The organism is Streptomyces sp. NPDC040610, from assembly GCF_055594065.1.
In genome coordinates this window covers 99,354-118,735 of sequence record NZ_JBVIXA010000020.1, presented here as the reverse complement: position 1 = coordinate 118,735, position 19,382 = coordinate 99,354, and the positions used below count along the sequence as shown (strand labels likewise).

Below are 19,382 nucleotides of genomic sequence, written 5' to 3'. Positions count from 1 at the left end.
GTGAGGCCCTTGACGTGGGCTTCGTAGATGACGGTCTCGTTGTACGGAGTGCGTGGCGGGCGGTCGTCGCCCCAGTCGAAGTACGGGTTGACCACCACGGACGTCATCATGTGCGGCGCCGAGTCCAGGTCGTTGCGCCGGTATCGGGAGAACCCCATCTCGTGGCCGAACAGAGCCGGTTGCCAGTCCAATGTCCCGGAAACGGCCATGGCGTACGGGTCGAGCAGGAGTTTCGCAGGGTTGCAGTAGGTCCCCCGGAACGGGTCCCACGGCCCATGTACACGGAAGCCGTACCGCTGGCCCGGCGTCACGCCGGGCAGATGGGCGTGGCGTACCAATGCGTCGGACTCGCGCAGCTCGACGGCGGTCTCCGAGCCGTCGTCGTGCAGCAGACACAGCTCCAATCGGTCGGCGGCCTCGGAGAAGACCGCGAAATTGGTGCCCACGCCGTCGTACGTGGCGCCGAGCGGGTACGCCTGCCCAGGCCAGACCTGCATCCTCGCCCCTCTCCGAGAACGTGGTCCCCCGCACTGCGGGGGTAGGACAAAGACGCCACCGCGGGGCATCCGGCGAAAGGGGCCGAACGGCCCTGCCTGACCGGTCACACCGGAACCAGGGCGGGGCCGGAACAGGGCCGTGCGGCGTTGCACCGGCTACCTCATGGCCCCTGCCTTGGGCCTCAGGTGCGCACGAGCATGGAATCCGCAAGGGCCACGGCACTTCGAGAGAGCCGGTGAGCCTGCGGACGGCAACGTGTCCCGATGCGGAGGCGAGTGATGACGACGGTGGCTCCGAAAGACGTGGCGGCGCTTGGGGGCGAGTGGCGCGGCTTCACGGGCGAGCGGTGGCGGGCGCACGTCGACGTGCGTGACTTCATCCAGGCCAACTACCTTCCGTACGAAGGCGACGCGGCCTTCCTCGCGGGCCCGACAAGCCGCACGCGCGCCGTCTGGGAGAAGGTGAGCGCGCTGTTCCCGGAGGAGCGCCGCAAAGGGATCCTGGACGTCGACACCGCCATACCCTCGACGATCACCGCGCACGCGCCCGGGTACATCGACCGGGACCGGGAGCTCATCGTCGGTCTGCAGACAGACGCACCGCTGAAGCGCGCGATCATGCCGAACGGCGGCCTCCGCATGGTCGAAACCAGCCTGCGGGCCTACGGATACCGGCCCGACCCGTTCGTCACGAGAGTGTTCGGCACCTACCGCAAGACCCACAACGACGGCGTCTTCGACGCCTACACGCCCACCATCCGCGCCGCCCGCAAGGCCGGAATCATCACGGGCCTGCCGGACGCCTACGGCCGCGGCCGGATCATCGGCGACTACCGGCGGGTCGCGCTGTACGGCACGGACCGGCTGATCGCCGCGAAGCGTGCCGAGCTCGCCCAGCTGGACGCCCGCTCGTCCACGGAAGACGTGATCCGAGATCGCGAGGAACTCGCCGAGCAGATCAAGGCGTTGCGGGAACTGGCCCAGATGGCGGCCTCCTACGGCTGCGATGTCACAGGCCCCGCCGCCACCGCCCACGAAGCCGTGCAATGGCTGTACCTCGGCTACCTCGCCGCCGTGAAGGAGCAGAACGGTGCCGCGATGTCACTGGGCCGCACCTCGACCTTCCTGGACGTCTACCTCCAGCGGGATCTGGACGAGGGCACCATCGACGAGCGCCGCGCCCAGGAGCTCATCGACGACTTCGTGATCAAGCTCCGGATCGTGCGGTTCCTGCGCACACCCGAGTACGACGCCCTGTTCTCCGGCGATCCGACCTGGGTGACGGAGTCCATCGGCGGCATCGGCTCGGACGGCCGTCCGCTGGTCACCCGCACCTCCTTCCGCTTCCTGCAGACCCTCCACAACCTCGGCCCCGCGCCCGAGCCCAACCTCACCGTGCTGTGGTCGCACCGACTGCCCTCGGGCTTCAAGGAGTTCTGCGCCCGCGTGTCCATCGACACCAGCGCGGTCCAGTACGAGTCCGACGAGCTGACACGGCCGCACACCGGCGACGACACCGCCATCGCGTGCTGCGTCTCGGCCATGGAGGTGGGCCGGCAGATGCAGTTCTTCGGAGCGCGCGTCAACCTCGCCAAGGCCCTGCTGTACGCGATCAACGGCGGCCGGGACGAACTGTCCGGCGAGCAGATCACGCCCGAGGCACCCGCGCTGAGCGGCACGTACCTGGAGTACGCGGAGCTGTCTGCGGCCTACGACCGGATGCTCGACTGGCTGGCGCAGACGTATGTGGACGCGCTCAACGTCATCCACTTCATGCACGACAAGTACGCCTACGAACGCATCGAGATGGCGCTCCACGACCACCCGGTACATCGCTTCATGGCCTGCGGGATCGCCGGGCTCTCGGTGGCCGTCGACAGCCTCTCCGCCGTGAAGTACGCCCGAGTGAAGGTGATCCGCGACGAGACCGGACTGGCCGTCGACTACGAGACCGAGGGCGAGTACCCGGCTTACGGCAACAACGACGACCGCGCGGACGCGATCGCCGTCGACCTCGTCGAGACGTTCATGGCGAAGGTGCGCAAGCACCCCACCTACCGCAACGCCGAACACACCCAGTCCGTACTGACGATCACCTCCAACGTCGTCTACGGCAAGCACACCGGCAACACCCCCGACGGACGCCGCACCGGGCAGCCCTTCGCACCCGGCGCCAACCCGATGAACGGACGGGACCGGCACGGGGTGGTCGCCTCGGCGCTGTCCGTGGCGAAGATTCCCTACGAGCAGGCCCGCGACGGCATCTCGCTGACCACCACGATCACCCCCGAGGGCCTGGGCCACCACCCCGACGACCGGCCCGGCAACCTGATCGGCGTCCTCGACGCCTACGTGCTCTCCGGCGGCTTCCACATGAACGTCAACGTCCTGGACCGGGCCACGCTCGAAGACGCCATGAAGCACCCCGAGAAGTACCCGGACCTGACCATCCGCGTCTCCGGATACGCCGTCAACTTCGTCCGCCTGACGCGCGAGCAGCAACTCGACGTGATCAGCCGCACCTTCCACGGAGCGCTGTGAACACCGCGACCGACCAGGTGACGGGGCGCATCCACTCCTGGGACCTGTCCACCGGCGTGGACGGCCCCGGCACCCGGTTCGTGCTGTTCGTCAACGGGTGCCCGCTGCGCTGCCTCTACTGCGCCAACCCCGACACGTGGCGTCTGCGCGACGGGCGCCCGGTCACCTCCGGCGAGGTGATGACGGAGATCGCCAAGTACCGCACGTTCGTCACCACCGCCGGGGGAGGGGTGACTCTCACGGGCGGTGAGCCGCTGCTCCAGCCCGCCTTCACCGCTGCCGTGCTGCGCCGATGCAAGGAGGCCGGGCTGCACACCGCCCTGGACACCTCCGGCTTCCTCGGTGCCCGCGCCGACGACGCCCTGCTCGCCGACACCGATCTGGTGCTCCTGGACATCAAGTCCTTCGACACCGCCACCTACCGGAGTCTGACAGGAGGCGAGCTCGCCCCCACCCTCACCTTCGCCACCCGCCTGGACCGGCTCGGCGTCCCTGTTTGGATCCGCTACGTCCTGGTCCCGGGCCGGACCGACGACGCGTCCCCGATCGACGGCCTCGGCGCCTTCCTCGCCGGTCTCGACAACGTCGAACGCGTCGACGTCCTGCCGTTCCACAAGCTCGGCGCCCACAAGTACGAAGCACTCGGCATCCCTTTTCCGCTGCGCGGCACGCCCGGCCCCGGACCCGACCTCGTCGAGCGGGTGCGCCGGCAGTTCCGTGGGCATGGATTGCGGGCGTACTGATCCCGGGGGAGTGAGCCGCGTCCGGTGAGAGGTCTGTGCTGCCTCGCGCCGGACGTCGTACGGGGCGGTGTCACCGCTGTCGCCCAGGCCCGTTCGTCCGTAGGCGATGGCCGCGTCGATTTCATCCACGGCGGCCTCGACCGCATCGACGAGCTTTCAGCGATGTCACCGGCTCACCGGCCGCAACCGAGGACCTGGAGAAGGGCCTCACCGTGCTCGCCCGGCAGTTCGTCACCGCCCTCCCCGGCCCCGCCTGCTCCAACTGCGACGACTGGTCATCTGCGGGCCGGGTGCCGTACTCGATGGACCGCGGGCGGACCGTCGTCCTACGGCTGCGTTGCGGCGTCCGCTCCGTAGAAGGCCGCACGCATCATCTCCTGCATGTCGTCGAGCATCGGCATACGGGGGTTGGCGGGCGCGCACTGGTCCTCGTAGGCGTTGAGGGCCTGCTGGGGGAGGGCGTCGAGGAATGCGTGCTCGTCGATGCCGAGTGACTGGAACGACGGCTCGATGCCCACGGTGTCGCGCAGGCGTTCCACGGCGCGGGCAAGCGATTCCACACCCTCTCGCGGGGTGGTCGCGGGCAGGCCGAGCGTGCGGGCCACGTCCTGGAAGCGTTCGGGGGCGCGGTAGTTCTCGTACTTCGGCCACCCCGTGAGCTTCGAGGGGACCGTGCCGTTGTAGCGGATGACGTGAGGCAGCAGGATCGCGTTGGTGCGGCCGTGCGCGACGTGGAAGGTGGCTCCCAGCGTGTGGGACATGGCGTGGACGATGCCGAGGAAGGCGTTGCCGAAGGCCATGCCCGCGATGGTGCCGGCGTTGTGCATCTTCTCCCGGGCCTCCGGCCGGTCCGCCCGCTCGTTCACCGCGGCCCCGATGTTCTCGAAGGCCATCCGGATCGCGTGCAGGGCCAGGCCGTCGGTGAAGTCGTTGGCGTACACCGACACGTATGCCTCGATGGCGTGGGTCAGGGCGTCGAAGCCGCTGTCCGCAGCCAGCGCCGGGGGCAGTTGGGCGGTGAGCAGGGGGTCGACGATGGCCACGCTGGGTGTGAGGGCGTAGTCGGCCAAGGGGTACTTCTTGCCGGTGGCCGGATCGGATATCACCGCGAAGGGTGTGACCTCGGCGCCGGTGCCGGAGGTGGTGGGTATGCACACCAGGCGGGCGAGGGCGCCGAGGACGGGGAAACGGAAGGCACGTTTGCGGATGTCGGAGAACTTGTGCCGCATGTCGGCGAAGTCGACCTCCGGCTGCTCGTACAGCAGCCACATCACCTTGGCGGCGTCCATGGGAGAGCCGCCGCCCAGCGCGATGATGGTGTCGGGGCGGAAGTCCCGCATGAGGCCGGCCCCGTGCTGGACGGAGTCGATGCTCGGCTCCGGTTGGACGGTGTCGATGACCTGTACGGTGACCGGCTCGCGGCGCCGCTGCAGGACACGCGTGACGCGGTCGACGAAGCCCAGGCGGGTCATGGTCGCGTCGGTGACGATCGTGACGCGGTGGACGGCCGGCATGTCGGCGAGGTAGCGGATGGCCTGCGGCTCGAAGTAGATCTTCGGCGGGACCTTGAACCACTGCATGTTGTTGCGGCGCTTGGTGAGCCGCTTGACGTTCAGCAGTTGAACGGCGGAGACGTTGTTCGACACCGAGGTACTGCCCCACGAGCCGCAGCCCAGCGTCAGCGACGGCAGGAGGTTGTTGTAGATGCCGCCGATGGCACCCTGCGACGAGGGGGCGTTCACGATGACCCGCACGGTCTTCAGCTGCCTGCCGTAAGCCTCCGCCAGCGCCGGGTCGCCGGTGTGGATGACGGCGCTGTGCCCCTGGCCGTGGAAGGCGACCATGTCCGAGGCCAGGGCGAAGCCCTGCTGCTCCGAGCCGGCGCGCAGAACCGCGAGTACCGGACAGAGCTTCTCTCGCGTGAGCGGCTCCTCCTGTCCGACCCGGTCGGCCTCGACCAGGATGAGCGAGGTGTCGTCCGGCACGGAGAAGCCCGCCTGCTGGGCGATCCAGGCCGGGCTCTGGCCGACGGCCGCGGCGTTGACCTTGGGTTCGCAGCCCGATCCCGAGGCACCGACAGGGAAGAGATAGGCCTCCAGCTTCACCTTCTCCTCGGCCGTGGCCAGATGGGCGTGCAGGATGCGGAACTCGGCCAGGGCCGCGTCGTAGATCTCGTCGTCCAGGATGACGGCCTGTTCGGAGGCGCAGATCATGCCGTTGTCGAACGCCTTCGACAACACGAGGTCGTTGACGGCCCGGGGCAGCGGCGCGCTCTTGTGCACGTAAGCGGGTACGTTGCCCGCCCCCACGCCCAGGGCGGGCTTGCCCGCCGAATAAGCGGCCTTGACCATGGAGTTGCCGCCCGTTGCGAGGATCAGCGCAACGCCCGGGTGGTGCATCAGGGTGTCGGTCGCCTCGATGGACGGCGACTCGATCCACTGGACGCAGTGCTCCGGGGCGCCTGCGGCGACGGCGGCGTCGCGTACGATCCGGGCCGCCTCGGCGCTGCACCGCTGGGCGGCGGGGTGGAAGGCGAAGACGACCGGGTTGCGGGTCTTCAGAGCCAGGAGCGCCTTGAAGACGGTGGTGGACGTGGGATTGGTGACCGGGGTGATGGCACACACCACGCCCACGGGCTCCGCGATCTCGACAATGTCCTCTAGGTCGTCGCGGGCGATCTCCCCGACGGTCTTCATCGGGCCCATGCTGTGCGTGACGTGCTCGCAGGCGAACATGTTCTTGACGGCCTTGTCCTCGAAGACACCGCGCCGGGTCTCCTCGACCGCGAGGCGCGCCAGCGCGGTGTGCTGGTCCAGCGCGGCGACCGAGGCCTTGTTCACGATGTGGTCGACCTGCTCCTGGGTGAGGGACTCGTAGTCGGCGAGTGCCTTGAGCCCGGCCGTCACCAGCAGGTCCACCGCGACAGCGGTGTCCGTGGGCGTGTCGGCGGCCGGGGCGGCGCCGCGGCGCTCGTGGTTCACAGTCATGAGGGGCCTCCGTCGTCGAGAGCTGCATCCGGGGGGCGTGGGCGTCTGGTGTCTCGGGGCCGAAGCCGCCCCATCACGAGCGTGGCGTGGTGCCGGTCGTGGACCCAGATGCCGTTGGGCACCGGGGAGAGGCCGGGAGGTACCGGTGTCCGGGGCCGGGCGGCCCTCTCGCGGCGGAGGATCGGGCCCGTCGCGAGCACCGACGACGTCCAGGGCCTCTCACCTGCTGTCGGACGTCTCCGTGGCGGTGAGCGCGGCCCGTCCGGCTTCAAGGCGGGCCACCGGGACCCGGAACGGGGAGCAGGAGACGTAGTCGAGGCCCGCGGCGTGGAAGAAGTGGACCGACGCGGGGTCACCGCCGTGTTCACCGCAGACCCCGATCTTCAGATCGGGCCGCGCCGCACGGCCTTCGGCGACAGCGATCCGGACGAGTCGGCCCACGCCCTCAGGGTCGATCGTCTCGAACGGGGACACCTTGAAGATGCCCTTGTCCAGGTAGGCGGAGAAGAACGCCGCCTCGACGTCGTCGCGAGAGAAGCCCCAGGTGGTCTGGGTGAGGTCGTTCGTCCCGAAGGAGAAGAACTCCGCCTCCTGTGCGATCCGGCCCGCCGTGAGGGCGGCCCTGGGCAGCTCGATCATCGTGCCGACCGGGCAGTGGACAGCGATGCCCGAAGCCTCGGAGACAGCGGCGAGCGTCTCCTCCACTTCCTCGCGCACCAGGCGCAGTTCTTCGACCGTGTCGATCAGCGGCACCATGATCTCCGCTCGAGGATCTCCGCCCGCCCGCTTGCGTTCCACGATCGCTTCCGCGAGGGCCCGGACCTGCATCGCGGTCAGCCCCGGTGCCACCAGGCCGAGGCGCACGCCGCGCAGACCGAGCATCGGGTTCTCCTCGTGCATCCGGTTCACGGCCTCCAGCAGTTCGGCGTCGTGGGCGCTGGGCGGGGTGCCCCGGGCCTCGGCGGCGGCCAGGCGCACGGACAGGTCGGTGCGGTCGGGCAGGAACTCGTGCAGCGGCGGGTCGAGCAGGCGGATCGTGACGGGCAGGCCGTCCATCGCCTCCAGGATGCCGACGAAGTCCTGCCGCTGCAGAGGCAGCAGCGCGTCCAGCGCCCGGACGCGGCCTGAGTCGGTGTGGGCGAGAATCATCGCCTCGACCAGCTTCCTGCGGTCGCCGAGGAACATGTGCTCGGTGCGGCAGAGCCCGATTCCCTCGGCGCCGAACCGACGGGCGCGGGCGGCGTCCTCCGGGGTGTCGGCGTTCGCCCGGACCCCCAGGCGCCGCACGCCGTCGGCCCGGCCGAGGGCACGGGCGACGGCGTCGACCAGCCCGTCGGAGCGCTCACCCGTCTCGAAGTACCGCATGACCACGGAGTCGACCAGCGGTGCCGCCCCGGCGTACACGGTCCCGGTGGAACCGTCGACGGAGATGACCGTGCCCTCCTCGATGGTGATGCCGCCCGCGGTGGTGCAGCGGCGCCCCGGCGGATCGATGACGAGGTCTTCGGCGCCGCACACACAGACCTTGCCCATGCCGCGGGCGACCACGGCCGCGTGGCTCGTCTTGCCGCCCCGGCTGGTGAGCACCGCCTGGGCCGCCACCATTCCGGGCAGATCGTCCGGCGTGGTCTCCTGCCGTACGAGGACGACCTTCTCCCCGGCGGCGGCCCGGCGGACCGCCTCGGCGCAGTCGAACACCGCGGTGCCGACGGCCGCACCCGGCGAGGCCGGAATGCCGTGCGCCAGCGTGACTCCGACGGCAGCGGTGTCGAACTGCGGGAACATCAACCGGGCGGCGTCGTCGCCGCTGACGCGGGCCAACGCCTCGTCATGGGTGATCAGACCTTCGTCGGCCAGCTCGGCGGCGATGGCGAACGCGGCCTCGGCGGTGCGTTTGCCCACCCGGGTCTGGAGCATCCACAGGGTGCCGCGCTCGATGGTGAACTCGATGTCGCACAGGTCCCGGTAATGGGCCTCCAAGGTCCTCAGGTGGTCGCTCAGCTGGGCGTACGAGGTGGGATCGATGCGCTCCAGGTCGGCCAGTGGGACGGTGTTGCGGATGCCCGCGACGACGTCCTCGCCCTGCGCGTTCGGCAGATAGTCGCCGTAGGGGCGGCGGCGCCCGGTTGCCGGATCGCGGGTGAAGGCGACGCCGCTGCCCGAGTCCCGGCCGAGGTTGCCGAAGACCATGCGTTGTACGTTGACCGCGGTGCCCAGCGTGTCGGGGATGTGCTCGCGCCGACGGTACAGGCGCGCCCGTTGGCCGTTCCAGGACTCGAAGACGGCTCGGATCGACCGGCGCAGTTGCTCGGTGGGGTCCTGCGGGAAGTCCTCGCCGGTCTCCCCGGTGATCAGGTTCTTGTAGGTCTCGACGAGCCGGGCGAAGTCCGGCGCCTCCAGTTGCAGATCGTCCGGGCAGTGCAGGGACTCCTTCAGGCGGGCGAGAGCCGCCTCGAACAGCGAGGGATCGACACCCATCACCGTGCTGCCGAACATCTGGACGAGGCGGCGGTAGGAGTCCCAGGCGAAGCGTTCACTCCCCGACACCTTGGCCAGTCCTCCCACGGAGTCGTCGGAGAGCCCGATGTCGAGGATCGTCTCCATCATGCCGGGCATGGAGAAGCGTGCTCCGGAGCGGACGGAGAGCAACAGCGGATCGTCCGGCTGCCCGAGCCGACGGCCCGCCGACCGCTCCAGGGCACTGAGCCGTACGGCGATCTCGTCGGCCAGGCCGTCCGGCTCGGCTCCCGTGGACAGGAAGGCACGGCAGGCCTCGGTGGTGACGGTGAATCCCGGCGGTACGGGAAGGCCCATGCGGGTCATCTCTGCCAGGTTCGCGCCTTTGCCGCCGAGAAGATCGGCCATGTCACGACTGCCCTCTGCGAACTCGTACACGTATGGAGCCATAGCGGTGTGCACTTCCTTCGGTGTCTCGGGGAACGGGCGGGCTGAGGCCGCTCGCCGTCCGGTGTGCTCGGGCGACGGACAAGGAGCGCCGAACAGGCTGTTCGCGGCGTCGAGAAGACGACGGCCGGCTCGGCCCGGAGCCGGTCGGTGCGCATGCACGGGCCGCGGCTCGTGCGTCGAGTGAACTCAGCGCCGTGGATCCAGTGTCCGTCGCGTCCTCGCGGTGCGGCAGGTACCGGCCGGTCTCCGGGCCGGGTCCGTCCGGCCCCGTCGCAGGCGGAATCCGGCCGCCCGGCGATGCGTATCGGAGGCCGTCAGTCGTGCGGGACGACGGCCACGGGAGCGGTGGCGTGGTGCAGCACGGCATGCGCGACCGGTCCGATGCGCATGCCGAGCGTGCGACGGTGCACCTTGCGGCCGACCACCACCAGAGAGGCCCGGGCGGCGGCTGACACGACGACGCCAGAGGCGTGCGACAGCTCGACGGTGTGCATCACCGCCACGTTCGGGTACTTCTCGCGCCACGGCTTCAAGACGTCCGTGAGCGCCTTCTCGGCCTGCCCGGTGATCCCGCCCTCCTGCCCGGCCGGCCGCCCGACGGCAGGCCCGTATCCGTACAGCGGCGGCAGGTCGGGCGCGTGGACCACATGCAGGGCGACCCCGCGGGCGGTGGCCGCGCCGAAAGCGAATTCGAGGAGCGGCGGCGGTACCTCACCTGGTTCCCGCAGACCGACGAACCCAGCACGAGCATGTCGGCTGCCTCCGACTCGGCCAGCAGTACGGTGGGGGCTGCGTCGGAGACGAGCTCCGTGCTGACGGTCAGGCCCGGATGCCGGTCGCACACCAGGTCCTTTGCCTCCTCCAGGACGCTCAGGGCCCAGTGCTTCTGGGTGTCCAGATCCTCCGTGACGGGCACGTCCTGCTGACGTCAGATCCAGGTCGGCACCAGCCGCAGGGGAAGGCCACGGCGCTGGGCCTCGCGCGCGGCCCATTCTGCGGCGGTCAGGCTTTCGGGGGAGCCGTCCAGACCGGCGGTGACGGGTCGCATCAGGGAGACCTCCGTGGTCTTGGGGTACGCGGGAGTGCTCCGAGCCTCGTCATGCCGAGCCCGCGGCTGAAGGGGCCGATGGTCCCGACCTCGGGCGTTCGGTCCTGGGACGAGGAGGTTCGCGGTGGCGCATGGCGCTGGAGGTGACCGTCGCACCGGGCTCGGCGTCGAACTGTGAGGTCCGGCAAGGTGGGCAGTCTCGCCGACGGCGGGGGCCTGTGAGCAGGCCAGGACCTGCGGGCCATGACGCACCACGGACTCGCCCCGGGCTTTCGACGCGCAGCACACCAGATCGCGGAGACTTCCGTACACGGCGAGCGGTAATGGATATTGTGGCTGGAGCAGTGATGGGGGAGGCTGCCAATGAAATGCCCTGCATGCAAGTCCAAGAATACAGATGGCGGAGATCTGGTAAATGCAGCAGTGGCGATTTCTGACTTGGCGTCACCATGGCGATGGGTAAAGAGGGTATACGGCGAGTTGGCATACGACGAGGATGCAGCCTTTTTCAAGTGCGGCGACTGCGGGGCAAGATTCGTCAAATGCGGAGACTGTGGAAAGAAGTGGACCGTTAAGATGGTGAGGCTGGGAGATGTGCTCCCGTGCCCTCGATGCGGTGAAGTAAACCGTCTTCTGTAGCGATCGGAGGGTGAGCCTTGGTGATCTGCGGTCCGGACCGTTCGGGACGACGGGGCGCGTTGACGAGGTGCCGCACGAGCCCCGAAGAGCCGTCGTGCGTCAACTCGCCTGCGGTCAGGGCTATGTGGCCTGTCCCTCAAGGCCCGCTCTCTGCCTTGAGGGCCTGGGCGGAGACGTATATGCCAGAGATCGACCGCTGCAATCAGCTCGCCGACGAGACACTCCCCAAGGAGGGCGTGGATCTAGGGAATGGATTGAACGTCCTGTTCACCGCCACTCGTTGATGAGTGCACCGCCCGCTGTCGCCCCGGCCCCGGTGCACGTCGGTGTGCGCCCGCTCGCCGTTTCCTTGAGCGGGCGCGGGCGGATTGGATGACGGGGTCTCGGTTCGGTGAGGTGAAGGGGTGCGACGGGGCGCCGTTGCCTGCCCCTGAGCTGCCGCCGGTGGCGCTGAAGCCGCGGGGGGGGTGCGCTGAGCTGAGCAGGTGTGGCGCAAGCCGCGGCTCGTGGCGCAGCAAGGTGCTCGCAGTCGCCCGGCACACGCAGGTTTCTCTGATTGTGGCGGACAGCAGGCTGTGTGTTCCCGCCCTCGTCGGGCTTCCCGGATCGTACGTGGGTACGCCTTCGAGGCGCTGGCAGCGGCGAACCGTGCGGCTCTGCGCGGTTACGCACGGCGCCCTACGCTGGGGTTGTCGACAATCTGGGACAGTTCCCCCTCTACGGAGTGCGCGTGATGGGCGTGGCACAGCATCCACTGGCGGTCCTGCGGGCGTCCGTCGGCCTGTCGCATGCCGCCTACGCGCAGGTGGTCGCCGATACCCACGCGGCGATGGGGTTCGGGCCCCTGGTCGCGCGCCGGGAGAAGGTGTCGCGCTGGGAATCGGGGCGGACCGTGCCGTCGCCGACCGCGCAGCTCGCCATCGCGCGCATCCACGGTGTGGCCGAAGCCGAGGTGCTGCGTCTCGGGTGGCCGATGTGGCTGACGGCGGCCGCCCCGGGACGGTCAGCGGCCGACGGGCCTTGGTCTCCGCAGGGCGCGGTCGACGCCGCGCGTGATGTCGCCGGTATCGCCGACGACGGGGGTGCCTTCCCGCTGGTCCTCGCGTTGAGAGGCTCGGCGCTCCAGGCGCAGCTCAAGGAGGCGCTGGCCGCTCTGGAGCACCCGCGACCGGCACCCACCCACGACGGCCATGCCGTTCCGCCCGAATCGCTGGACTGGATCGAAAGCCGGGTAGGGGCCCTGGAGCGGCAGGAGGCGGGCTCCCCGGCCACGCCGGGTGCCTTCTACCACGCCGCACGTGCGGAGTACCGGCTGGTCACCGGACTGCTCACCGGCGCGGGCTACGACCGGCGGGCCGGTGCGCGGCTGCTCTACCTTGTGGCGCGGACCGGCCGACTCTGCGCCTGCCTCAGTACGTGCCTGGGCGACTTCGCCACCGCGGAATCTCACAGCCTGGCCGCGCTGCGGGCCGCGACCGCCGTCGGGGCGTGGCGCCAGAGCGTCGTCTGCCTGGCGGATCTGGGCGGGCTCCATGCCGTGGCCGGGACACCGAAAGACGCCCTGTCGGTACTGGGCGCCGCACGGAGCGCCGCGCCGGAGCTTCCTCCGCGTCTGGCGGCGCTGGTGGACAGCTGGGAAGCGCTGGCCTTGTCCCGTAGGGGAGAGAAGTCGTCCGGCGTCGGGCTCCTGGAGCGGGCGGGCCACGAGCTGAGCAACAGTCACGGGCAGCCCGCCGTGGCGGACGGTCTCCCGGTCAGGGACCTCGACGACATGCGTCTCAGGCTCTGTACGGGCCTGTCCTTGCTGCATCAGGACCAGCCCCGTGAAGCACTGAAGTGGCTCCTTCCGCTCACCGACGCGAAGGCCGCGGCCGGCCCGGACGGACCGGTCCCTTCGCCTTTCATCATCCAGCAGGAGCAAGCTGAACTGCGGGTTTGGTCGGCCCTGCTTCCGGATCCACATCGGTCTCTTCGGGCGTCTCCACCTCCTCCGGCGCGTCGGAGGGCGCGGCGGCGGGCGGCTCGAATTCTGCGATTTCAGCGGCGCTCAGAGACTTTCCAGTCTCCGGGAAGATGTTCTTTCCGTCCTCGGCTAACGTCGCGGCTCCAACGGCAGCGCCAAGCATTCTGGGTCTGCTGTTCGGTGAACGCTTCATCTCTTGACAGGTAATTCTCTCTGGGATGTAGGTGGGTAACGGGCATGAGTGCATTGCAGACTTCATGCCCCCAGATTCCCTCGTGCCGGACGAAGTGCACGGTTCGAATGCGTGCTGGGCGCCGCCCTGCCTGGCTTTCGTGATCATTGTGGAAGTGGCCGCTCGGGGCCATCCGCCTTCCGGCTGGACCTGAACCATCCGACCGGATGGAACTCCGCTGCCATTCGCCCCCGGGACCTCCTCTTGGTACCTGGCCGATGACGGATGCCGCGCCGTCGTGGCGACGGCGAGCGACACAAGAAACCCAACACCGTCGAACGAGCCATCACCCGGATCAGGGGCTTCTGCGCCGTCGCCACTCGCTACGGTGCAGCAGGCCCCCGACGGACAGCGGCTGGCCGCTCTGGTGTCGGAGGTCGACGCAGGGCGGCTGACGCTGCGTGTCGCCGAAGCCTTCGCTCTGGCCGACGCGCCCGCGGTGTACGAGCGGTTCAGCGAGGGCGGATACGGCTCAGATGCGTCGGCTTAGTGGATGGAGGAGCCGATGCCGATGCCTCCGTCGACGTCGAGCACCACGCCGGTGATGTAGCGGGCGCCCGGCGAGCACAGGAACACGGCGGCTTCGGCGATGTCGGTGGAGGCGCCGGTGTGACGCATGGGGATCCTGGCCGTGAGCGTGTCGCGGGCCCGGTCGTCCATCGAGGCCAGCATGGGAGTCTCGATGAGGCCGGGCGCGATCGCGTTGACGGTGATGCCCTGCCGTGCCGTCTCCAGCGCCAGGGCGCGGGTCAGCCCGACCACACCGGCCTTCGCCGCGACGTAGTTGGCCTGGCCGAAGTTGCCGCGCCACGACATCGAGGAGAACGACAGGACGCGGCCGTAGCGGCGGCGTCGCATGACGGGGAGGACGGCCCGGATTCCGTAGAAGACCCCTGTCGCGTTCACGCCCAGGACGTCGTCCCAGTCCTCGTCGCTGATGTTCTCGGCCCGGTTGTCACGGATGATGCCCGCGTTGTTGACGAGTACGTCGATGCGGCCGTGGGCCCCGTCGACGTCCGCGATCCAGTCGGTGACCTCGGACGAGGAGGACACGTCCACCTCGGCGGCCCGCCCTGGACGGGAGAGCCCGGCCGCGGCCTTGGCGACGGCGGGCCCGTCGCGGTCGGCCAGCGCCACGGTGGCGCCCTCGGCGGCGAAGCGCTCCGCCATGGCCAGCCCGAGCCCTTGAGCGGCTCCGGTGATCGCGACGATCTGGTCCTGGTATCTGTTCACGGTCGGGGCACCTCCGCGTGGCCGCCCAGGAAGGCGCGCAGCGTGTCGGCGACGGGGACGGAGTCCCAGTGCGCGGCGAACGTGGCCAGTTCGGCTTCCGTCCCCGCTCCGGCGGGGACGGACTCGGTGTCGCCCAGCAGTTGTTTGACACGGGCCTGGGCGGGCCCTGCCGCTGCCGCCAATTCTTCGGCGACGTCCTGGACGGCGCTCTCCAGACGGGCGGCGGGAACGGTCGCGTGGAGCCAGCCGCCGAACAGGGCCTCCCGGGCGGGAACCAGCCGCCCCGTCAGCATCAGATAGCGGGCCGCGTTGGCACCCAGACGGCGGGGCAGCCGGACGCTCGCGCCTCCCGCCGGGAGCAGCTGGTTGCGCACATGGCCGTCGCCGATCAGCGCGTCGTCCGCGGCGACCACCACGTCGCAGGCGAGGGCCAGTTCCAGTCCTCCGGCGACCGCGTGTCCGTGGATCGCGGCGACGACGGGAAGACGCGAGGTCTCGATCCGCGTGAGGAGCGCCGACACCTGGGAGAGGAACGCCATGGGGTGGTGCCCCGACGCGGCGACGTCCGCCAGGTGGCCCAGGTCCGCCCCGGCGCAGAAGCTCCGCCCCTGCCCGGCGATCGCCAGGACCGCGGTGCCCGCATCGGCTTCGGCCTGACGAAGAGCCCGGTCGAGGCCTTCGATGAGCGTGGGGTCGAGGGCGTTGCGCCGGTGCGGCCTGTTCAGGCGGAGCCAGCGCACCGCGCCGCGCTGCTGTACGAGGAGACAGTCGTTCACGTCGTCACCTCCCTGCCGGCGCCGTGCGGGGCGCGTCGGCGCCGCAGGACGCTGCGCTGGATCTTGCCGCTGGGGGTCTTGGGCAGGCTGTCGAGGAAGTGCACGGCGCGGGGATAGGCGTGGGCCGCGTACCGCTGCTTCACCCACTCCTGGAGCTCCGCGCCCAGTTCGGGGGTGCCGGTGGTGTCCGCGCCGGGCACGACGTAGACCTCCAGGACTTCGCCGCGCACCTCGTCCGGCGCGCCGACGGCCGCGCATTCGGCGACGCCGGGGTGCTGCAGCAGCACGGACTCGACGTCGAAGGGGCCGATGCGGTAGCCGGCCATGAGGATCACGTCGTCGTCGCGTGCGGCGAAGAAGAAGTCGCCGTCGTCGTCCATGTGCCCCAGATCGCCGGTGAGGTAGGCCGTGCCGTCCGCGGTGAACCTCTCCGTGCGGTGCTCCGCGCCCTGGTAGCCGTCGAAGGTCATCAGAGGGCTGTTGCGCACGTCGACCGCGATGCGCCCCACGACTCCGGCCTCGACCGGCTCGTCGGACACGCGGTCCAGCACCTTCAGCTGCCAGCCGGGCAGACAGCGGCCCATGGAACGCGGTTTGACCGGCCGGGCCAGCGCCGGATGCCAGCAGTCGGCGAGCACCATGCCCAGCTCGGTCTGCCCGAAGTGGTCGCGCACGCGGACGCCGAGCTCGCGCCGGGCCCAGGCGGAGACCTCCGGGGTCAGGGGTTCCCCGGCGCTGGAGGCGCAGCGCAGTCGTACTCCGTCAGGAACGGGGCCGGAGGCGCGCAGCGCGCGGTAGACCGTCGGGGCCGCGGCGAAGTTCGTCACCGCCTGGTCCCTCAGGACGGACCAGGTTCTGGCCGTGTCGAAGGGGCCGGACAGCAGCACACTGTGGAGCCCGGCCGCCAGTGGTCCGCCCACCGCGTTGGAAAGGCCGTAGGCCCAGCCGCGCACCAGTAGACGTCGTCGCGGGTGAGGCCCAGGCCGTGTTCGAGGTAGTTCAGCCAGGTGGCGATGTGCGCGACGGGTTGGACGACACTCTTGGGGGCGCCGGTGGTGCCGGAGGTGAACATGTGGATCAGCGGACGGCCGCCGCCCCTGGGGCGCTCCGGAAGGGCCGCCGGGTCCGCGGCTCGTCGCAGTGCGGCCAGGTCGTACTCGCCGGGACCCACCTCGTCCGCGGCGGTCACGGTGAGCCAGGGGCGCTCGGCGGGCAGGTCCGGGCCGGGCCGGAGCTTGGTGCGATGCTCGGCGTCCGTGACGATGACGCGCGCCTGGCTCCGGGCCATGCGGGTGCCGATGGCCTGGGGGCCGAAAGCGGTGAACAGCGGTACGTAGACCGCGCCGAGCCGCCAGATGCCCAGCAGCACGGAGACGAGGTCGACGCTCTTCCCCATGAGTGTGGCGACCCGGTCTCCGGCGCCCACACCCAGCCCGGACAGGGCCGCCGCGCACTCCGTCGAGCGTCTTCGCAGCTCTCCGAAGGTGACCTCACGGGCCGTGAGGTCTTCCGCGATCACGGTGAAGGCCGGCGCGTCGGACGGATGCCGGTCGCAGAGCAGCCAGGCCACATCCGCGTCGGCGCCGGAGTACTCGCTGATCAGCTGTGACGTCACCCTTTGAAGGTCGGTCATGACAACTCCAGGGTACTTTTCGGAGTACGGAAGTACTGTCCTAATTGTCCCACGGGGGCCGACGGGACGCAGCCCGACCGGTGGCGGCACCGGCAGTCCTGGATCGGGCCGTGCCAGACTGGCCCCGTGACGGCCACACCCGAGATGCGCGACCGGCGCCCCCGTCGGACGCCACGTCGCAGAGTCGTGGACACCGCGCGCCGGGAGGATCTGCTGCGCAAGGCCGAGGCGGTCATCCTGGCCGAGGGCTTCACCACGGTGACGATGGACGACCTCGCCCAGCGGCTGGGTTGCTCGAAGGCGACGCTGTACAGCCTGGCCGCCACCAAGGAACAGCTGGTACTGGCCGTCACGCGCACCTTCTTCAAAGAGGCCACGGCGGAGATCGAACGGGCCATCGAGGCCGAGGCCGACCCCCGGCAGCGGATCCGTACCTACCTCGCGGGTGTCGGCACCGCCATGCGACGGCACTCCCACGCCTTCTACGACGACATGGTCGGCTACGAACCCACCGCGCACATCTACCGCCAGAACTCGGCGGCCGCGGCGCAGCGCGTCCGCGATCTGGTCGACGCGGGCGTGCGGGTCGGCGCCTTCCGCGAGCTCAACGGCCATTTCGCCGCCCAGGTGGTGGGTGTGGTCATCGACGCGGTCCAGTCCGGCGCGCTCCTGGAGAAGACCGGCCTCTCCGCGGGAGACGCCTGCTCCGAACTCGGGGATCTGCTGCTCGACGGCCTGCGCCCGGCGTGAGGGCAGGGCCGTGGCCCTGGGGAAGCGCCGGTCTCGCTCGTACGGTCCTGCCGGGTGGCGGCCCGCGCCGCGAGGAACCCAGGATCGGGGGTGCAGGAGTGGCTCACCGGCGAATCGGAGCGTTCGATGTCCCCTTTGGCGAAGCCGGGCCACCATCGGTGGGTTGTGGTCCTCGCGGCTGCCATCAGCTTCTTCGCCTTCACCGTGACGTCGCCCGCCGCCGGGCAGGCCGCCGCTCCCGCGCGAGAGAGCGGACCGGCCGTCTCGTCGCTCGTCCCTGAAGAGTTTCCTTCGGTCGCCGGACAGGCGCCGGTCCCGCCGGCACGGGACGCCTTCTACCGGCCGCCCGTACCGCTTCCCCAGGGCGAGCCGGGAGACGTGATCCGTTACCGGAAGTCCACGGTGAAACTCGGGCCGCTGCCCTTCCCGGTGCACGCCTGGCAGATGCTGTACCTGACCGAATCGGCGACCGGTGAACGGATCGCCGTGTCGGGCACAGTGATCGTGCCCGCCCTGCCGCATACGGGGAACCGGCCGCTGGTCGCCTATCCGCCCGGGACACAGGGCCAGGCCGCGAACAGCATGCTGGGGTACCAACTCCGCCTGGGCACGGAGTACGAGGAGATCGGCTCCCTGCCGCCCGCGCTCGGCCTGGGCTGGGCCTTCGCCATGACCGACTATCAAGGTGCCGGTCAGGACGGCAGACACGTCTACCTCGTACCACCGGCCCTCGGCCGTCAGGCGCTGGACTCGGCACGAGCGGCGCAGCGACTGCCCGGTACCGGGCTGGCGCCCACCACCCCGGTGGGCCTGTGGGGATACTCGGAAGGCGGTGTCGCCGCGCTGGCGGCGGCGGAGCTCCACCCTGACTACGCACCGGATCTGAAGGTCGTGGGCACCGCTGTGGGCGGCAGCGCGATCAAGAACCTGGAGGCGCTGCTGCGCTACGAGGAGGGCACACCGGTCTTCGGCGTATCGCTGGCCACCATCCAGGGCTTCCACAACGCCTATCCCGAACTGCCCTACGACGAGCTGATGACGGCGAAGGGCCGTGAGTTGTACCGACGGATCGACCGCTCCGGACTGCTCGACCTCGTCTTCGGATTCCCGTTCCTGCGGTTCGAGGACGCGTTCAGCCGCAGCCCTCTGCAAGACCCTCGCTGGAAGGCGAAGTTCAAGGAGGTCGAGTACGGGCACAGGAAGCCCGACATGCCCCTCTTCGTCTACCACGGGACCGCCGATCAGATCGTCTCCTCCGCGGGCGTGCAGATTCTGCGGACGGCCTACTGCCGCAAGGGCGTCCCCGTCGACACCCTGACCATGCCTCTGGTCGACCACTTCGGGGGGTACCTGGTGGGCGGACCGCCGGCCGTGGCCTGGCTGACAGCACGGTTCGCGGGTCGGCCCGCAGGGCGGGGCGACTGTCCCTGACC

At 70.0% G+C, this 19,382-nt stretch carries 13 protein-coding genes and 3 pseudogenes; 7 read left to right on the top strand and 9 right to left on the bottom strand.

What is annotated here, in order from left to right:
• Positions 1-497, bottom strand: a pseudogene (locus ACZ6AA_RS38945) (glycogen debranching enzyme); the annotation flags it as partial.
• Between the two features lie 279 nt (positions 498-776).
• Here ACZ6AA_RS38945 and pflB point away from each other — a divergent pair.
• Positions 777-3,038: a formate C-acetyltransferase gene (gene pflB, locus ACZ6AA_RS38940; RefSeq protein ID WP_471463206.1), complete on the top strand. Its 2,262-nt coding sequence runs from the start codon at positions 777-779 to the stop codon at positions 3,036-3,038.
• Positions 3,035-3,781 (top strand): pyruvate formate-lyase-activating protein, encoded by a 747-nt coding sequence (pflA, locus tag ACZ6AA_RS38935; RefSeq protein WP_471463204.1) that lies wholly within the window; start codon positions 3,035-3,037, stop codon positions 3,779-3,781. The genes pflB and pflA overlap by 4 nt, the downstream gene beginning before the upstream one ends.
• A 326-nt stretch (positions 3,782-4,107) precedes the next feature.
• On the opposite strand, the gene adhE is transcribed toward pflA, so the two are convergent.
• From adhE to ACZ6AA_RS38915, 4 genes are all read right to left on the bottom strand, one after another.
• Positions 4,108-6,768 (bottom strand): bifunctional acetaldehyde-CoA/alcohol dehydrogenase, encoded by a 2,661-nt coding sequence (adhE, locus tag ACZ6AA_RS38930; RefSeq protein WP_471463202.1) that lies wholly within the window; start codon positions 6,766-6,768, stop codon positions 4,108-4,110.
• Between the two features lie 219 nt (positions 6,769-6,987).
• Positions 6,988-9,675, bottom strand: coding sequence for a pyruvate, phosphate dikinase (ppdK, locus tag ACZ6AA_RS38925; RefSeq protein WP_468483420.1), 2,688 nt, complete (start codon positions 9,673-9,675; stop codon positions 6,988-6,990).
• A gap of 314 nt (positions 9,676-9,989) precedes the next feature.
• Positions 9,990-10,322 carry a universal stress protein gene (locus tag ACZ6AA_RS38920; RefSeq protein ID WP_471463200.1) on the bottom strand — a complete coding sequence of 111 codons (333 nt, stop codon included), beginning with the start codon at positions 10,320-10,322 and terminating at the stop codon, positions 9,990-9,992.
• Positions 10,323-10,603: 281 nt separating this feature from the next.
• Entirely contained in the window at positions 10,604-10,723 is a 120-nt protein-coding gene (locus tag ACZ6AA_RS38915) for a universal stress protein (RefSeq protein WP_468455166.1), read from the bottom strand.
• Between the two features lie 987 nt (positions 10,724-11,710).
• Here ACZ6AA_RS38915 and ACZ6AA_RS38910 point away from each other — a divergent pair.
• From ACZ6AA_RS38910 to ACZ6AA_RS38900, 3 genes and pseudogenes are all read left to right on the top strand, one after another.
• Positions 11,711-11,827, top strand: a pseudogene (locus ACZ6AA_RS38910) (pirin family protein); the annotation flags it as partial.
• Positions 11,828-12,095: 268 nt separating this feature from the next.
• Positions 12,096-13,532, top strand: coding sequence for a helix-turn-helix domain-containing protein (locus ACZ6AA_RS38905; protein ID WP_471463198.1), 1,437 nt, complete (start codon positions 12,096-12,098; stop codon positions 13,530-13,532).
• Positions 13,533-13,885: 353 nt separating this feature from the next.
• Positions 13,886-14,047 carry a hypothetical protein gene (locus tag ACZ6AA_RS38900; RefSeq protein WP_471463196.1) on the top strand — a complete coding sequence of 54 codons (162 nt, stop codon included), beginning with the start codon at positions 13,886-13,888 and terminating at the stop codon, positions 14,045-14,047.
• Here ACZ6AA_RS38900 and ACZ6AA_RS38895 read toward each other — a convergent pair.
• The 4 genes and pseudogenes from ACZ6AA_RS38895 to ACZ6AA_RS38880 form a co-directional block, all read right to left on the bottom strand.
• On the bottom strand, positions 14,044-14,790 hold the full coding sequence (locus ACZ6AA_RS38895) for an SDR family oxidoreductase (protein ID WP_471463194.1): 747 nt from the start codon (positions 14,788-14,790) through the stop codon (positions 14,044-14,046). The two genes, ACZ6AA_RS38900 and ACZ6AA_RS38895, sit on opposite strands and share 4 nt — an antisense overlap.
• Positions 14,787-15,566: an enoyl-CoA hydratase/isomerase family protein gene (locus tag ACZ6AA_RS38890; protein WP_468483415.1), complete on the bottom strand. Its 780-nt coding sequence runs from the start codon at positions 15,564-15,566 to the stop codon at positions 14,787-14,789. The genes ACZ6AA_RS38895 and ACZ6AA_RS38890 overlap by 4 nt, the downstream gene beginning before the upstream one ends.
• On the bottom strand, positions 15,563-15,892 hold the full coding sequence (locus tag ACZ6AA_RS38885; RefSeq protein ID WP_471463211.1) for an AMP-binding enzyme: 330 nt from the start codon (positions 15,890-15,892) through the stop codon (positions 15,563-15,565). The genes ACZ6AA_RS38890 and ACZ6AA_RS38885 overlap by 4 nt, the downstream gene beginning before the upstream one ends.
• A 222-nt stretch (positions 15,893-16,114) precedes the next feature.
• Positions 16,115-17,199: pseudogene (locus ACZ6AA_RS38880) on the bottom strand (AMP-binding protein); the annotation flags it as partial.
• A gap of 126 nt (positions 17,200-17,325) precedes the next feature.
• Between ACZ6AA_RS38880 and ACZ6AA_RS38875 the strand changes: the two are divergent.
• Both ACZ6AA_RS38875 and ACZ6AA_RS38870 read left to right on the top strand, forming a co-directional pair.
• The gene (locus ACZ6AA_RS38875) at positions 17,326-17,949 is read left to right on the top strand and encodes a TetR/AcrR family transcriptional regulator (protein WP_471463192.1); all 624 of its coding nucleotides are present in this window, start codon (positions 17,326-17,328) and stop codon (positions 17,947-17,949) included.
• Between the two features lie 126 nt (positions 17,950-18,075).
• Entirely contained in the window at positions 18,076-19,380 is a 1,305-nt protein-coding gene (locus ACZ6AA_RS38870) for a lipase family protein (RefSeq protein WP_471463190.1), read from the top strand.
• Positions 19,381-19,382: the final 2 nt, after the last annotated feature.

Excerpts from the sequence above, each read along its gene's own strand:
- pflB (WP_471463206.1), top strand. The coding sequence starts at position 777 with ATGACGACGGTGGCTCCGAAAGACGTGGCGGCGCTTGGGGGCGAGTGG.
- adhE (WP_471463202.1), bottom strand. The coding sequence starts at position 6,768 with ATGACTGTGAACCACGAGCGCCGCGGCGCCGCCCCGGCCGCCGACACG.
- ppdK (WP_468483420.1), bottom strand. The coding sequence starts at position 9,675 with ATGGCTCCATACGTGTACGAGTTCGCAGAGGGCAGTCGTGACATGGCC.
- ACZ6AA_RS38915 (WP_468455166.1), bottom strand. The coding sequence starts at position 10,723 with ATGCGACCCGTCACCGCCGGTCTGGACGGCTCCCCCGAAAGCCTGACC.
- ACZ6AA_RS38905 (WP_471463198.1), top strand. The coding sequence starts at position 12,096 with ATGGGCGTGGCACAGCATCCACTGGCGGTCCTGCGGGCGTCCGTCGGC.
- ACZ6AA_RS38885 (WP_471463211.1), bottom strand. The coding sequence starts at position 15,892 with ATGGCCGGCTACCGCATCGGCCCCTTCGACGTCGAGTCCGTGCTGCTG.
- ACZ6AA_RS38870 (WP_471463190.1), top strand. The coding sequence starts at position 18,076 with ATGTCCCCTTTGGCGAAGCCGGGCCACCATCGGTGGGTTGTGGTCCTC.